The sequence below is a fragment of the Modestobacter sp. NPDC049651 genome, from assembly GCF_040659695.1.
Classification (GTDB): Bacteria; Actinomycetota; Actinomycetes; order Mycobacteriales; family Geodermatophilaceae; genus Modestobacter.
In genome coordinates this window covers 249,355-264,300 of the sequence record NZ_JBFAOG010000002.1, presented here as the reverse complement: position 1 = coordinate 264,300, position 14,946 = coordinate 249,355, and the positions used below count along the sequence as shown (strand labels likewise).

The window sequence follows — 14,946 nt, the reverse complement described above, 5'->3', positions numbered from 1 at the left end:
CGTGCCCCGTTCGCTCACGCCGCTGTCCGCTCACGACGCCACCTCCCGCAGCCGGTCGGCGATCCGCTCCGGCGTCGTGTCGTTGATCCAGGCACCCATGCCCGACTCCGAGCCGGCGAGGTACTTGAGCTTGCCGGGCGCGCGCAGCAGCGAGAACAGCTGCAGGTGCAGCCGGCCGAGGTCGCGCTCCTCGCCGGTCGGCGCCTGGTGCCAGCCGGCGATGTAGGGGACCTTGTCGACACCGGGGTGGAACCGGTCGACCCGGCGCAGCAGCTCCTGGTAGACGACGGCCAGCTCGGCCTTCTCCGCGTCGTCCAGCGCGGCGAGGTCGGGGACGTCGCGGTGCGGCGCCAGGTGCACCTCGACCGGCCAGCGCGCGGCCCGCGGCACGTAGGCCGTCCAGTGCTCGCCGCTCAGCACGACCCGCCGGCCCTCGGCCTGCTCGGCGGCCAGCACGTCGGCGAGCAGGCTGCCGCCGGTCGCCGCGCGGTGCTTGCGGGCCTGCTCGACCAGCTGCCCGGCGCGCGGCGGGATGAACGGGTAGGCGTAGATCTGCCCGTGCGGGTGGGTCAGCGTGACGCCGATCTCCTGCCCGCGGTTCTCGAACACGAACACCTGCCGCACGGCCGGGTCGGCCGAGTGGGCGGCGGTGCGCTGCGCCCAGGCCTCGACGATGGTGCGCATCCGGCTCTGCGGCAGGTCGACCACCGACGCCTCGTGGTCGCTGGAGAACACCACGACGTCGCAGTGCCCGTAGGCCGGCCCGTCGGCCGGGCCGAACGGCGGCGCGGCGCCGTCGGGGCCCACCGTGTGCGGCGCGAAGCTCGGGAAGCGGTTGGCGAAGACCACCACGTCGTACTCGTCGTCGGGCACCTCGCTCGGGTGCGACGGGTCCCGGGTGGGGTCCAGCGGGCAGTCCGCGGCGGCCGGCAGGAAGGTCCGGTTCATCCGGTGGCCGGCGATGGTCACCCACTCGCCGGTCAGGACGTCGTAGCGCACCTCACCCGCGTGCGGCGGCTCCTCGAGCGGGCGCTCGTCGACGGCCTCGTGCACCGGACCGTCGCTGCGCTCGTCGTCGAAGTAGAGGATCGGCCGCCCGTCGGCGAGCGACCGTTCGGTCACCTGACCCGGCCACAGCTGCGGCGTCCCCGTCGACCCCGGTCCCATCTGCACGGCCCTCCTGTCGTCGCGACCGCCACCCGCAGGCGGCCACACACACAACGGAGGCCCGGTCACCTGGCGGTGACCGGGCCTCCGGTGGTGGTAGCGGGGACAGGATTTGAACCTGCGACCTCTGGGTTATGAGCCCAGCGAGCTACCGAGCTGCTCCACCCCGCGTCGGCAGAGATGACATTACCCCAGGCAACGACCGGTCGCGCAGCGGGGGGTCGACGTCACCCGTGCGGCGCCCAGGCCCGCGGCTCGGCGGGCTGCTCCGGCGGGGTGGCGAGCGGCAGCTGCCACCAGCCGACGTCCAGCCAGCGGCCCAGCTTGAAGCCCGCCTGCCGGTAGACGCCGACCGCCGTGAACCCCAGCGACTCGTGCAGCCCGACGCTGCCGGGGTTGGGCAGCGCGATGCCCGCGTACGCCGTCACGTACCCCAGCCGCCGGACCTCCGGCAGCAGCCGCCGGTACAGCGCCCGCCCGGTGCCCCGGCCCTGCTCCCCCGCGACCAGGTACACCGAGCAGTCGACCGTCCACCGGTAGCCCGGGCGGGTGCCGTGCGGGCCGGCGTACGCGTAGCCCACGACCTCGCCGTCCCGCTCCGCGACCAGCCAGGGCAGCCGCGGCCCGCGCAGCATCCGACGGGCGAGCTCCGCGGCGTCGGGCGCCTCGCTCTCGAACGACGCCGCGGTGCCGGTCACGTAGGGCGCGTAGACGGCGGCGACGGCCGCCGCGTCGGGCACGTCGGCGGGCCGGACGACGGCGGGCGCGCTGGTCACCGTCTCATCCTCCCGGGTGAGGCCGGAACCGCCGCTACAGCTGTCCGCGTCCCGTGCCGATCACCGGATCAGGTGAACGGGGGACGTCCCCGTTCCGGTGACGCAGGCAGGGGGCAGCGAGGTGGCAGCAGCGGCGACGGGCCCGGCGACGGGCGCCCACGCCGGCAAGCCCGACGGACGGCCCTGGGTGCTGGCCGCCTACGTGGCCCTGCTGGCCGGGTCGTGCGTGGCGTTCGGCGTCGGCCCGGTGCTCGGCGTCATCGCCGGCGCCCTCAACGTCGTGTTCGCCGTCTACTTCTTCCGGCACCTCGCGTTCGCCGTCTCCGCCGCCCGCTGGGCCGAGGGCGACCTGCTGGCCGCCGACGTCGACCTCGACGGCTACACGCCCTCGGTGGCGGTCTTCGTGGGCTGCAAGAACGAGGAGCTCGTCGTCGACGGCATGGTCACCGCGCTGCTCGGGCTGGACTACCCGGCCGACCGGCTGACCCTCGTGGTGGTCGACGACGGCTCCGACGACCGCACCGGCGAGAAGCTGGACGCCTGGGCCGCGGTCGAGCCGCGGCTGCGGGTGCTGCACCGCCCGGCGGGGTCCGGCGGCGGCAAGTCCGGCGCCCTCAACGACGCGCTGGCCACCGTCGACGCCGAGATCGCGCTGGTCTTCGACGCCGACCACGAGCCGGAGCCCAACGCGCTGCGCCGGCTGGTGCGCCACTTCCGCGACCCGCAGGTGGGCGCGGTCATGGGCCGCTGCGTCATCCGCAACGGCCCCGACTCCACGATGGCCACCACGGTCTTCGTCGACTTCCTCTCCGGCTACCTGGTCAACGAGTACGGCCGCCAGGCGCTGTTCGAGCTGCCCGCGTACGGCGGCGCGAACTGCGCGGTGCGGATGTCCACGCTGCGGGCGCTGGGCGGCTGGAACCCCGACACCGTCACCGAGGACACCGACCTCACGCTGCGGGTGCTCATCCGCGGGCAGCGGGTGCGCTACGACGTCTCGGCGATCGACTACGAGGAGGCGGTCGTCACCGCCCGCCGGTTCTGGACCCAGCGCTACCGCTGGGCCCGCGGCCACCAGAAGTGCTTCCGCGACTACACCTGGCCGATCCTGCGCAGCCGGCACCTCTCGCTGGTCGAGAAGGCCGAGTCGGTGCTGTTCCTGCTCACCTACCACGTGCCGGTGCTCAGCGGCATCGGCGTCCTGCTCACCGTGCTGCGCGCCTTCGGCATCGGCGAGCAGCCGATCATCGGGCTGCTGCCGCTGTCGATGCTGCTGTTCGTCGGCCCGCTGGCCGAGCTGACCGTGGGCCTGCTGGTCGGCCGGGTCGAGCGGCGCGCCGCCTGGAGCCTGCTGGGCTTCCTGCCGGCCTTCGCCCTGTCGATCTGGATCACCACCCGCGCCTACCTCGACGGCATGCTCGGCCGCCGGTACTCGTGGGTGAAGACCTCCCGCACCGGGACGACGTCGACCGTGACGCCGACCCCTGCGCCGGACGTCGCCCCCCTGACCGGAGCGGCCCGGTGACCGCCGTCCTGCCGCGCCGGCCCCGCGGGCTGCGCAGCGTCAACCGCCGGCGGCTCGCCGTCAGCGTCGAGCTGCTGCTGGCCGTCGTGATCTGCCTGACCGGCTACCGCTGGGGCGCCGAGTGGCTGCGCGTCCACGAGGCCGCCTGGGTCACCGGTCTGCTGAACCTGCTCGGGGAGGACCGGGTCTCCGGCGTCCTGCCCGGCCACATCCTGATGTTCCGCGGCGACGAGATGGTCAACGGCGTCGTCACCACGTCCTGCTCGTCGATCCTCACCGTCTGCGGGCTCACCGCGCTCACCGTCGCGGTGATGCGGAGCCGCCGGCTGCACGCGGTCGCCGGTCTCGTGGTCGCGCTGGTCGCGGTGGTCTCGGCCAACGACCTGCGGCTCATCGCCTCCACCTACGCCGGCCTGCTCTGGGGCCGCCCGGCCCTCGTCCTGTTCCACGACTGGGTCGGCACCGTCTGGACGCTCGCGGCCACCCTGGGGGGCTTCCTGCTCATGGTCTGCATCACCCTGCCCACGGCCGAGCGCGCCGAGCAGGACGTCGCCGGCCGGCACACCGCCCGCCGCCCCAGCAGCTGGGCCCGGCCCGGCCTCGGCTACCGGGCCGCGGAGCAGGAGGCGCAGATCCGGCGACGCCGGCGCCGGCTCACCACCCTCTACTACCGCTACGTGCTGCCCAAGCCGCTGGCCCGGCGGCTGGCCCGGCGCCGGGAGAGCGGCCGGATCGACTACCGCATCGGCCACCTGCCCGCCGCCGAGCGGGTCACCCGGGTGCAGGCCCTGGTGGCCGACGGCCTCGGCGCGCACACCGCCTCGCTGCTGGCCGTGGCCACCTACGAGCGGGAGGCGGAGGTCCTCGACGCGCTCGCCGCGGGCGTCGCCGCCCGCCAGTGGGAACCGGTCACCAACGACCGGGTCGCCGCCATCCGCCTCTGGGCGCGCGGCTGGCTGCTCAGCCGGCGCCCCGCCACCACTCCCGCACCCGCCCCGGCGGCACCCGCCGCGCCCGCCCGGCCCGCCGTGCCGCAGCCCTCGTCCTTCGCGCGGCCGACCCGTGCCGCGCAGCCGTACCCCCTCGGAGACCAGCGATGACCGACGCCTCGACCCCACCGCCCGCCGTCCCCCCGGCGGTGCGCCCGGCCATCCCCCGGCCCCGGCAGCCCCTCGAGTCCGCGCCGTCCGGCGCCCCCGCGACGGCGGCCGGTCCGGCCGGCCCGCCCGCCGTGCTGGTCACCGGTTCCGGCGGTCCCGCCGGGGTCGCCGTGGTCCGGCGGCTGGTCGCCCTCGGGCACCGGGTGGTGGCCGGCGACGCCGACCGCTCCGCCGCCGGCGGTGCGCTGGCCGACGCGTCGGTCGTGCTCCCCCGCGCCGACCACCCGCGCTTCCTGGACGCCGTGCTGGGGGCCGCGGCCACCTACGGCGTCGACGCCCTGATCAGCACCGTCGCCGAGGAGCTGCCCGCGCTGACCGCCGGCGTCGACCGGCTGACGGCGGCCGGGGTGGCCACCTGGCTGCCCGACGTCGCCGCGGTCGACCTGTGCTGCGACAAGGCCGCGTTCGCCGAGCGCCTGCACGCCCGCTTCGTCGCGCACCCGACCACCGCCACGACGCCGTTGGGCGCCTCCTCGGTCCCCGGACCCTGGGTGGTCAAGCCGCGCACCGGGCGGGGCAGCCGCGGCGTCCAGCTGCTGGACCGGCTGAGCTCCGTGGTCGCCGCGCTGAGCACGCACCCCGACCTCATCGTGCAGACCCGGCTGCCCGGCCGGGAGTTCACCGCCGACGCGCTGGTCGGCCGGGACGGCGAGGTGCTGACCGTGGTGCCCCGCTGGCGGGACGAGACCAAGGCCGGCATCTCGGTGAAGGGCACCACCTTCGACTCCGAGGCGGTCACCGCGGTCGTGCGCGAGACGCTGGCCGCCGTCGGGCTGACCGGCCCGGCCAACGTCCAGGGCTTCGTGGCCGACGACGGCAGCGCGACCGTGGTCGAGGTGAACCCCCGCTTCTCCGGTGGTCTGCCGCTGACCCTCGCCGCCGGTGCCGACGTCGTGTCGGCCTACCTCACCGGCATCCGCGAGCCCGACCGCGAGCTGCCCCACCTGTGGTTCACCTCCGGCGTGCGGATGACCCGCTACTTCGCCGAGGCGTTCACCGGCCCGGACGGCCTGCCGCTCGCCGACCCGATGACCGCCGCCGCGGAGGTCCCGGCGTGACCCGCTCCCGGTCCGTGCTGGTGCCCTTCGGCACCCGCCCGGAGGTGGTCAAGCTCGCCCCGGTGGTGCGGGCGCTGACCGCCGCCGGGCACCGGGTGACCGTCGTCGACACCGGCCAGCACACCGATCCCGCGCTGAGCTCGCGGCTGCAGGCCGACCTCGGCCTCACCCCGACCTGGCGCGGCAGCCTGCCGGCCGAGCAGCCGGCCCGCACCGGCGCGCTGCACGCCGACGCCGCGGCCGCCGTCGCCCGGTTCTCCCCCGACCTGGTGCTCGCCCTCGGCGACACCAACACCGTGCCGGCCTACGCGCTGGCCGCCCGCGCCGCCGGCGTGCCGTTCGCGCACGTCGAGGCGGGGTTGCGCAGCCTCAACGCGCGCAGCGTCGAGGAGGTCAACCGCCGGGTGGCCGCCGCGGTGGCTCAGCTGCACTTCGCCCCGACCGCCCGCGCCGCGGCGTTCCTGGCCGCGGAGGGCGTGCCCGCCGAGCGCGTGTTCGTCGTCGGCAACCCGGTGATCGACACGCTGGTGGAGCGCGGGGTCCGCCGGACGCCGGTCGACGAGCGCGCCGGCGTGCTGGTCACCGCCCACCGCCCCACCAACGTCGACGACCCGGACCGGCTGGCCAGGTTGGTGTCCGTCGTGCGCTCGCTGGCCGACCGGGTCGGTCCGGTCACCTTCCCGGTGCACCCCCGCACCGCCGCGCGGCTGGCCGACGCGGGGCTGACCGCCGCGCTCGCCGACCACCCCGGGGTCTCGCTCACCGGGCCGCTGGAGTACGACGCGCTGCTGGCGGCGCTGGGCTCGGCGCGGCTGGCGGTCACCGACTCCGGTGGCATCCAGGAGGAGGCCGCCTTCCTCGGCGTCCCGGTCGTCGTGCTGCGCGCGTCCACCCCCCGCTGGGAGGGCGTGGAGGCCGGCACCACCACGCTGGCGTCGCTCGCGGACGACGGGGCCGCAGCCGCCGTGCTGGCCGCCGCGGCCGCGCACACCTCCCCCGCCGGCCAGGCGCGGGCCGACCAGCTGGCCTGCCCGTACGGCGACGGCAGCACCGGCCCGCAGGTGGCCGCCGTCCTCGCCGACGACGCGACCGACGCGCTGCTGGCGCTCACCGAGCCGGACTTCACCGACGGGCGGCTGCCGTGGTGACCGCGCCCGGAGGCGGCACCCCGGTGTGGACCGGCCCGCCGCCGCTGGCGGTCGTCGTGGACCTGGACGACACGCTGTACCCGCAGTCGGCCTACCTGGCCGGGGCCGCGGCCGCGGTCGGCGCCGCGGCCGCCGGGCTGGGCCTGGACGGGGCGGCCGTGCACACCGCCCTGCGCGCCGAGCTGGCCGCCGGCTCCGACGCGGGCGGCACCATCGACCGGGCGCTGCTGGCCGCCGGGGTGCCCGCCGCGGCGCTGCCGGAGCTGGTGCCGCCGCTGGTGACCGCCTTCACCCGGCACGCGCCGGACCGGCTCGACCCCTACCCCGGCGTGCCGGCGGCGCTGGCCGCGCTGGCCGCCGCGGTGCCGCTGGCCTGCCTCACGGACGGCCACCCAGGCATCCAGGCGGCGAAGCTCGCCGCCACCGGCCTCGGCCCGCTGCTGCCGGTCGTCGTGGTCACCGACTCCCTCGGTGGCCGGGCGCTGCGCAAGCCGCACCCGGCCGGGCTGCTCGCCGTCGCCGACCGGCTGGGCGTGCCCGCCGACCGGCTGCTGGTGATCGGCGACCGGCCCGGCAAGGACGTCGCCGTGGCGGCCGCCGTGGGTGCCCGGGCGGTGCGGGTGCGTCAGGGCGAGTACGCCGACGCCCCGGACCAGCCGGCCGCCTGGGCGGTCGCCCCCACCTTCCCGGCCGCCGCCGAGCTGGCGCTGGTCACGCTGGGTGTCCAGGTGTGACGGGGCGGCCCGCCGACCGGGCGACCGGTCTCACCCGCACTGGGGACACCACTTTCCTCTCGCCACGTTGCGCGTTCAACTTGTCACGAAGCGCGACGAACGACCCACCAAGAACGGCGGACGAGCCGCCGAGGACACGAGGACAGGCCATGCAGGTTCCGCACTCCCGCCCACGGAGCATCCGGCGACTGGTGTCGCGCGTCGCCCTCGGCGCCGTCGCCACCGGGATCGTCATGGTCGGCACCCCCGGCACCGCGTCGGCGACGACGACCGGGGACATCACGCCGATGCTGGACTGCTACACGTACAACAGCAACGGCACCTACACGGTCATCCTGGGCTACACCAGCACGTACGTCGGGCGGCGGAACGTGCCGGCCGGTGGCACGAGCAACTACAGCTCGCCGTCGAAGTACAACGCGGTGCTGCCGTCGAACTTCGACCCGGGCACCCGGCACGCGGTGATCAAGGTCGACGTGAGCGCGTACGAGGTGAACAGCGGCGCCTCCTGGTACCTGATGGGCCACCAGCTCAACTACCTGGCCGCCGCCCAGGCCTCCGGCGTCTGCTCCCCCGGCACCGTGCTGCCGGCCGAGGGCAACGGCACCGGCATGGCGATCGGCCTGGTCGCCGCGGGCGCCGTCGGTGCCGTCGGCCTGCGCCGGCTGCGCAAGCGGACGACCGCCGCCCAGGCCGCGACACCAGCGGCCTGACCCACCGCACCCACGGGCGGCCTCCCCCCTCGGGGGGAGGCCGCCCGTGCCGACTCCACCCCACCGGCCCCGTGGTCGATGGGACTGCAGACCGGCGGAGCGACCGCCGAGGACACGAGGACACCGCGATGACCGTTCACCCCGCCCGGCGTCTCGGCCCGCGCGCCGCCGCCGGCGTCGCCGCCGCCGCGCTGGTCGTGCTGGCCACCCCCGCCACCGCCTCGGCGGCGGACGCCACCACCGCCCCGACGACCACGACGACCACGACCACGACGACCACGGGCACCGTGAAGCCGCTGCTGGACTGCTACATGGACGCCGGCAACGGCGACTACACCGCCATCCTGGGCTACACCAACTCGGGGTCGACCACGCGGAGCATCCCGGTCGGGTCGGCGAACACCTTCTCGCCGACCAAGTACAACGGCCCGCAGACGACGACCTTCCAGCCGGGCACGCACCACGCCACGTTCTCGGTGAAGGTCTACTCGGCGGACATCGCCGCGGGCATCACCTACACGCTCGACGGCACCACCCTCAACTACGCGGCGGCCGCGTACGCCTCCGGCATCTGCGCCCCGGGCACCAGCCTCCCGGCGGAGGGCAACGGCACCGGGTGGACCATCGCGCTGGCCGGCGCCGGCCTGGTCGCCGGGGCGGCCGCCTGGCGCGCCCGCCGCCGGTCGGTCCGCGCCTCCGCCACGGCAGCCGGGACCGTCTGACATGCGCAACGTGCTGGCCGTCGGGGCGCACCCCGACGACATCGAGCTCGGCTGCGGCGCCACCCTGCTGGCGCACGCCGCCGCCGGCGACACCGTGACCATGCTGGTGATGACCGGCGGGGAGAACGGCCCGGGGACCTCCGACCAGGTGCGCGGCCGCTGGACCGAGCAGCGCCGGGCCAGCGAGGCGCTCGGCGCCGGGCTGCGCTGGGGTGGGCTGCGCGACTGCACGCTCACCGCGGACGCCGCCACCGTGCGGATCGTCGAGCGGGCGGTCCAGGAGACCGGCGCCGACCTGGTCTACGTGCACGCGCCCGACGACAGCCACCAGGACCACCGGGCGGTCGCCGCGGCGACGCTGTCCGCGGCCCGCCGGCTGTCGCGGGTGCTGCACTTCCAGAGCCCCTCGACGCTGACCTTCACCCCGACGGTCTTCGTCGACGTGACCGCCTACCTCTCCGGGAAGCTCGCCGCCCTGGAGGCGCACGCCTCGCAGGTCGAGCTCTCGGCGATGGTCGAGCCCGACGCCGTCATCGCCTCGGCCCGGCACTGGGGCTCGCAGGCGCGGATCGGCTACGCCGAGGCGTTCGCGCCCACGCGCATGGTGCTCGACCTCGCGCCGGTCACCCCCGTGGTCGCCCCGGCCGTGCCCGACGCGCACCGGCTGCCGTTCCTGCCCGAGCAGCGGGTGGTGGCCCAGCCGCTGGTCGCGGCCCCCTGAAGCAGGTCGTCCCGGGGTGCCCGCCCCGGGACACGGCGAAGGCCCCCTCACCGGGTCCGGTGAGGGGGCCTTCGTCGTCGGGCAGTGGCCGCGATCGGGTCGAGCCGGTCAGACGGTGAACTGGCCCACCAGACCGCGCAGCTGCCCCGCCAGCGACGCCAGCTCGTCCGAGGCACGCTGGGTGCCCCGCGCCTCGTCCTGCGCCGCCTCCGCGGCGGAGGCCAGGCCGACCACGGTCGTCGAGATGGCGGTGGCGCCCCCGGCGACCTCGGCGACGCTGCGGCTCATCTCCTGCGTGGTGGCGGTCTGCTCCTCGACCGCAGCGGCGATCGCCGCCTGGAAGTCGTTGATCTGGTCGATGATCCCGCTGATGTCCGCGATCGCACTCGTGGCCTGACCGGTGTCGGCCTGGATGGCCTCGACGCGGCGGGCGATGTCCTCGGTGGCCCGGGCGGTCTCCTGGGCCAGCTCCTTGACCTCGTTCGCCACGACGGCGAAGCCCTTCCCGGCCTCGCCGGCCCGGGCCGCCTCGATCGTGGCGTTGAGGGCGAGCAGGTTGGTCTGCTCGGCGATCGAGGTGATCACCTTCAGCACGTTGCCGATCTCGGTCGAGGAGTCGCCGAGCTTGGCCACCGTCGCGGTCGTGGCGCGGGCGGTGTCGACGGCCGACGCGGCGACCTGAGCGGCCTGCTGGGCGTTGATCGCGATCTCCCGGATGGAGGCGCTCATCTCCTCGGCCCCGCTCGCCGTCGTCTGCACGTTGGAGCTGACGGTGGCCGCGGCCGCGGCCGACCCCTGGGCGCGGTCGGACACCTGCGCCGCCGAGCCCGACAGCCGGGTGGCCACCTCGGACAGGCCGGTCGAGGCCGTGGTCAGGGTGCGCACGCTGCCGTCGATGCCTCCCACGGCCTCCCGCATCCCGCCGGTCGCCTCGTTGAGGGCGCGCGCCATGTCCGCCATCTCGTCCCGGGAGCTCACGTCCAGCTGCACCGACAGGTCCTTGCGGCCCAGGGCCCGCAACGCCTCGACGCAGCGGTGCAGCGGCCGGGTCACCGACAGCTGCACGACCCTGGCGAGCAGCAGGGCCGCGACCAGGGCCGCGGCCAGGGTCGCGAGGGTGGCGGTCCGGTAGGTGACCGCCGAGGACGCCGCTGCCGCCGCCGTGCTGGCGGCCCGGTGCTGCACCTCGGACACCATCTTGGTCGAGATGTCGGTGAGCTCGAGGTACGCCGCGAGCTGCCCGTTCTTGTCGTCGTTGAGCCACGCGCTGACCGTGCGGGCGGCGTTCCCCCCGGCGGCGAGCATGGTCGCCTGCTGGTCGGCCGTGGCCAGGTAGCCCTGCCACTTGTCCGCCAGCACCTGGAAGTCGGCCCGTTCGGCCGGGGTCATCCACCCGGTGTGCACCGAGGCCAGGAAGTCCTTCACCGCGGCCACGTCGGCCAGCAGGCCCGCGCGGTTGGGAGCGGTGGGGTCGATCGCCTGGGCGGTGCCGAGGTAGTAGGCGTCCATGCCGACGCCCATCTCGTAGGCGCCGATGTCGGACGTGTAGTAGGCCGACCGGTCCATCTCCTCGACCAGCACGCGCAGGTGGTCAGCCTGGACGGCGGCGGAGTGCTGCTTGCCCAGCCCGACCAGGCCCACGACGGTGGCCGCCGCGGAGAGCGCGAAGACGAGGAGGAAGGCCGCGAACAGACGCGGGCCGGTGCGGAGACGGCCGAGCAGGCTCATGTGCAGGAGACTCCAGAACAGGGTGGGACACGGGTCCGGACGGCCGGGGACCTCCGGACCTTCGGCCACGGGAGGGTCCGGGTGGAGCCGAGTCCCGGAAGCCGGCTGCGACCCGACTCACAGGCCGGCCAGCGTCGGCAGCAGCGCGCCCGTCCACGGGTCGCACGGCGGGAGCGGCCCCGGGCGTTCCCGCACCTCGCCCGCACCTGGCCGTGCCGGAGGCCGGGACGACGAAGGGCCCGGCGCACGTGCGCCGGGCCCTTCGTCGTGTGGTAGCGGGGGCAGGATTTGAACCTGCGACCTCTGGGTTATGAGCCCAGCGAGCTACCGAGCTGCTCCACCCCGCGTCGGTAGGACCACCATACACCACGCTGCGGAGGTCCCGCCGGGGCCCGGTCCGGGCGGCTGCTGCCGCACCGGACCGGGCACCGGATCAGCCGGTCGGCGTCGCCGGGGCGCCCTGCCCGCCGGCCGCCTGGTACTCCTCCACCGCCCGCTGCAGGTCGGCCAGGGCCCGGCCCTGCGCAGCGAAGTCACCGCTGCGCTGCGCGGCGGCCAGCGCCTCCAGCGCGGTGTTGATGTCGGTCACCGCCTGGTCCCGGGCGCCGGCGTCGCCGCCGGACCCGCCACCACCGGCACTCGGCGTGGGTGCGGCGCCGGAGCTGGGCGCAGGAGCGGACGACGACGGGGCGGGCGTCGGCGACGGCGACGGCGTGGTGGTGCCGTCGCTGTCGGCCGCGGTGTCCCCGGCCCCGGGCCCGAAGACCTGGTCCAGCGCCTCGGACAGGGTGTTCGCGTAGCCCACCCGGTCGCCGTAGTTGACCAGCACCTTCTGCAGCAGCGGGAAGGAGTTCTCCCCCGAGCCACCGCGGACGTACAGCGGCTCCACGTACAGCAGCCCGGCGTCCCCGATGGGCAGGGTGAGCAGGTTGCCGAACACCGGTTGCGAGCTGCCGCTCTCGAACAGCGTCAGGTCGGGTCGGACCAGGTTGTTGGACAGGAACGACCGTTGCACCTGCTGCGGACCGCGGAAGGGCGTGTTGCCCGGCAGCCGCAGCACCTGGATGCTCTGCGACCCGTCCGCGGCGATGGACGCCGACACGAACGAGGACAGGTTCTCCCGGTTGTAGGCGTTCAGCGCGCTGGTCAGCTGGAACGTGGCGCGGTCCTCACCCGGTCGCGCGGCCAGGATGTAGTACGGCGGCTGCGCGTCGGTCGAGGGGTCCTGCGTCGGGTCGTTCGGGACCTGCCACCGGTCGTTGGAGTTGTAGAAGTCGACCGGGTTGCTGACGTGGTAGCGGGTCAGCACGTCGCGCTGCAGCTTGAAGTAGTCCTCGGGGTACCGGACGTGGCTGATCAGGTCCTGGGTCATCTCGCTCTTGGGCTTGACGACCCCGGGGAACGCCTTCCGGTAGGTCTTGAGCAGCGGGTCGTCCTCGTCCCAGGCGTAGAGGCTGACCGTGCCGTCGTAGGCGTCGACGGTGGCCTTCACCGAGTTGCGGACGTAGTTGAACTGCTCGTCGGGCAGCGCCGTGGTCCCGGTGCCGGTGAGCGCGTCGCTGGCCGCCTCGCCCAGCGACATCTGCTCGCTGTACGGGTAGGCGTCCGACGTCGTGTAGCCGTCGAGGATCCAGACGACCCGGCCGTCGACGACCGACGAGTACGGGTCGCCGTCGACCTTCAGGAACGGCGCGACCTTCTCCACCCGCTGCAGCGGGTCGCGGACGTACAGCACCTTCGACTGGTCGTTGACCGCGCCGGAGAGCAGGAAGTTCCGCTCCCGGTAGTAGATGGCGAACGTCAGCTTCCGGAAGAAGCTGCCGATCGACACCCCGCCCTTGCCGTCGTAGGTGGAGTTGATCTGCCGGTTCTCCGAGCCGCCCTCGGGCTGGTCGAACTCCCGCGGCGAGGCGTCCTTCGGGGCGCCGACGACGGAGTACACGTCCTGGCCGCCCCGGTTGAGCAGCTCCCCGTAGTAGATCCGCGACTGGTCGGGGACGATGTTGCCCTGCACCGGGAGGTCCCGGGTGGTGAAGTTCGGCTCGCCGCCCTCGGCGCCGGCCTCGACCTCGTTGGCCGGCGCGGCCACGAAGCCGTTGCCGTGCGTGTAGACGGTGTGCTGGTTGATCCAGTTCGTCTGGTCACCGCTCAGCCCGGAGCTGTCCAGCTCGCGGACGGCGACCACGTAGTCCTGGGTCTGCCCGTCGATCGTGTACCGGTCGATGTCGAGCTTCTCCGGGAAGCCGTAGACGTTGCGGATCTGCTGGCGGGCGGTGAACGTCGAGGACAGCACGTTCGGGTCCAGCAGCCGGGCGTTGGGGATCGTCTGCGTGTCGTCGCGCAGCTGCGACAGGGTCGACGTGGTGTCCACGGTGTCGCCGGTGGCGTCCTGCGCGTAGTTGACGTACTCGATGTCGGACAGGTCGTAGGCCGCCAGCGTCGAGGAGATCGCCCGCTTGATGTAGGTCTGCTCCTTCTGGTCCGCCGAGGGCTTGACGACGAACTGCTGCACGATCGCCGGGTAGGCGACCCCGATCACCAGGCTGGAGAACAGCAGCAGCACCAGCGCCATGGCCGGCAGCAGGGTGTTGCGGACCAGGATGTTGGCGAAGAACGCGATCGCGCAGATCACCGCGACGAACACCAGGATCGTCTTGGCCGGCAGCAGCGCGTTGACGTCGGTGTACGAGGCGCCGGTGAACAGCCCCCCGCGGTCGGAGTACTCGGTCCCGAACCGGTCCAGCCAGTAGGCGAAGGCCTTCAGCCCCACGAACAGCCCGAGCAGCACCGACAGCTGCACCCGCGCCGCGGTCGACAGCTTCTGGCCCGGGGTCTGCAGCCGCAGGCCGCCGAACACGTAGTGGGTGACCAGCGCGCCGATGAGCGCGAGCAGCACGATGGCGAAGGAGAACGTCAGCACCAGCCGCAGGAACGGGTAGTCGAAGACGAAGAACGAGATGTCCTTCCCGAACTGCGGGTCCTTCGTGCCGAACGTCGTCCCGTTGCGGAACTCCAGCCAGGTCCGCCAGCTGCCCTGCGCGGCGAAGCCGGCGAACAGGCCGATCACCACGGCGAGCGCGCTGAGCACGACCTTGCGCCGCGGCTCCAGGGACTGGCGGTACCGCTCGAGGTTCTGCTGCTCCAGCGACATCGGCCGGAAGGTGGGGCGGAACCGGTACGCCAGCGCGATCGACAGCGCGACCAGGCCGCCGGTGGCGACGCCGGCCACGGCGAACAGCAGGACCCGGGTCTGCACCTCGGTCCAGAAGACCTCGGTGTACTTCGTCTCGGCGAACCAGAGGTAGTCGACGTAGACGTTGGTGAGGGTGCCGATGACGGTGAACAGCACCAGCAGCGCGGCGACGATGCCGATGACCAGCTTCGCGCGCCGGGACAGCGTCGGCACCGGCACGGGGGGCCGCATGGCCACGAGCGGGTCTCCTGTCTTCTTGCAGGGGCCAGGAGTGGCTGCAGGCCACCCCGTGTGCTGCCGG

At 74.4% G+C, this 14,946-nt stretch carries 12 protein-coding genes and 2 tRNA genes; 8 read left to right on the top strand and 6 right to left on the bottom strand.

Features of this window, described 5'->3' with window-relative positions:
* Nucleotides 1-30 precede the first annotated feature (30 nt).
* The 3 genes from galT to AB0J00_RS04570 form a co-directional block, all read right to left on the bottom strand.
* Nucleotides 31-1,167 (bottom strand): galactose-1-phosphate uridylyltransferase, encoded by a 1,137-nt coding sequence (gene galT, locus AB0J00_RS04580; RefSeq protein WP_357741359.1) that lies wholly within the window; start codon nucleotides 1,165-1,167, stop codon nucleotides 31-33.
* Nucleotides 1,168-1,261: 94 nt separating this feature from the next.
* Nucleotides 1,262-1,338, bottom strand: a tRNA-Met gene (locus AB0J00_RS04575).
* A 56-nt stretch (nucleotides 1,339-1,394) separates the two neighbouring features.
* Nucleotides 1,395-1,943 carry an arsinothricin resistance N-acetyltransferase ArsN1 family B gene (locus tag AB0J00_RS04570; protein ID WP_357740800.1) on the bottom strand — a complete coding sequence of 183 codons (549 nt, stop codon included), beginning with the start codon at nucleotides 1,941-1,943 and terminating at the stop codon, nucleotides 1,395-1,397.
* A 97-nt stretch (nucleotides 1,944-2,040) separates the two neighbouring features.
* Here AB0J00_RS04570 and AB0J00_RS04565 point away from each other — a divergent pair, with 97 nt between their 5' ends.
* The 8 genes from AB0J00_RS04565 (at nucleotide 2,041) to AB0J00_RS04530 (ending at nucleotide 9,724) form a co-directional block, all read left to right on the top strand.
* Nucleotides 2,041-3,468, top strand: a complete 1,428-nt coding sequence (locus AB0J00_RS04565) for a glycosyltransferase family 2 protein (RefSeq protein ID WP_357740798.1) — start codon at nucleotides 2,041-2,043, stop codon at nucleotides 3,466-3,468.
* Nucleotides 3,465-4,568, top strand: coding sequence for a hypothetical protein (locus tag AB0J00_RS04560; RefSeq protein WP_357740795.1), 1,104 nt, complete (start codon nucleotides 3,465-3,467; stop codon nucleotides 4,566-4,568). Before AB0J00_RS04565 ends, AB0J00_RS04560 begins: the two co-directional genes overlap by 4 nt.
* Entirely contained in the window at nucleotides 4,565-5,686 is a 1,122-nt protein-coding gene (locus AB0J00_RS04555) for an ATP-grasp domain-containing protein (protein WP_357740792.1), read from the top strand. Before AB0J00_RS04560 ends, AB0J00_RS04555 begins: the two co-directional genes overlap by 4 nt.
* On the top strand, nucleotides 5,683-6,834 hold the full coding sequence (gene wecB, locus AB0J00_RS04550) for a UDP-N-acetylglucosamine 2-epimerase (non-hydrolyzing) (protein ID WP_357740789.1): 1,152 nt from the start codon (nucleotides 5,683-5,685) through the stop codon (nucleotides 6,832-6,834). Before AB0J00_RS04555 ends, wecB begins: the two co-directional genes overlap by 4 nt.
* Nucleotides 6,831-7,568: an HAD family hydrolase gene (locus AB0J00_RS04545; RefSeq protein ID WP_357740786.1), complete on the top strand. Its 738-nt coding sequence runs from the start codon at nucleotides 6,831-6,833 to the stop codon at nucleotides 7,566-7,568. Before wecB ends, AB0J00_RS04545 begins: the two co-directional genes overlap by 4 nt.
* 191 nt (nucleotides 7,569-7,759) lie before the next feature.
* Entirely contained in the window at nucleotides 7,760-8,281 is a 522-nt protein-coding gene (locus AB0J00_RS04540) for a hypothetical protein (protein WP_357740783.1), read from the top strand.
* A gap of 128 nt (nucleotides 8,282-8,409) precedes the next feature.
* Nucleotides 8,410-9,003 carry a hypothetical protein gene (locus AB0J00_RS04535; protein WP_357740780.1) on the top strand — a complete coding sequence of 198 codons (594 nt, stop codon included), beginning with the start codon at nucleotides 8,410-8,412 and terminating at the stop codon, nucleotides 9,001-9,003.
* 1 nt (nucleotide 9,004) lies between these two features.
* Nucleotides 9,005-9,724: a PIG-L deacetylase family protein gene (locus AB0J00_RS04530; RefSeq protein WP_357740777.1), complete on the top strand. Its 720-nt coding sequence runs from the start codon at nucleotides 9,005-9,007 to the stop codon at nucleotides 9,722-9,724.
* A 108-nt stretch (nucleotides 9,725-9,832) separates the two neighbouring features.
* Here AB0J00_RS04530 and AB0J00_RS04525 read toward each other — a convergent pair whose 3' ends face one another.
* From AB0J00_RS04525 to AB0J00_RS04515, 3 genes are all read right to left on the bottom strand, one after another.
* A complete protein-coding gene (locus tag AB0J00_RS04525; protein WP_357740773.1) occupies nucleotides 9,833-11,452 on the bottom strand; it encodes a methyl-accepting chemotaxis protein in 1,620 nt (539 codons plus the stop codon).
* Between the two features lie 270 nt (nucleotides 11,453-11,722).
* Nucleotides 11,723-11,799 (bottom strand) — tRNA-Met (locus AB0J00_RS04520).
* Between the two features lie 86 nt (nucleotides 11,800-11,885).
* Entirely contained in the window at nucleotides 11,886-14,876 is a 2,991-nt protein-coding gene (locus AB0J00_RS04515) for a UPF0182 family protein (protein ID WP_357741356.1), read from the bottom strand.
* Nucleotides 14,877-14,946 lie beyond the last annotated feature (70 nt).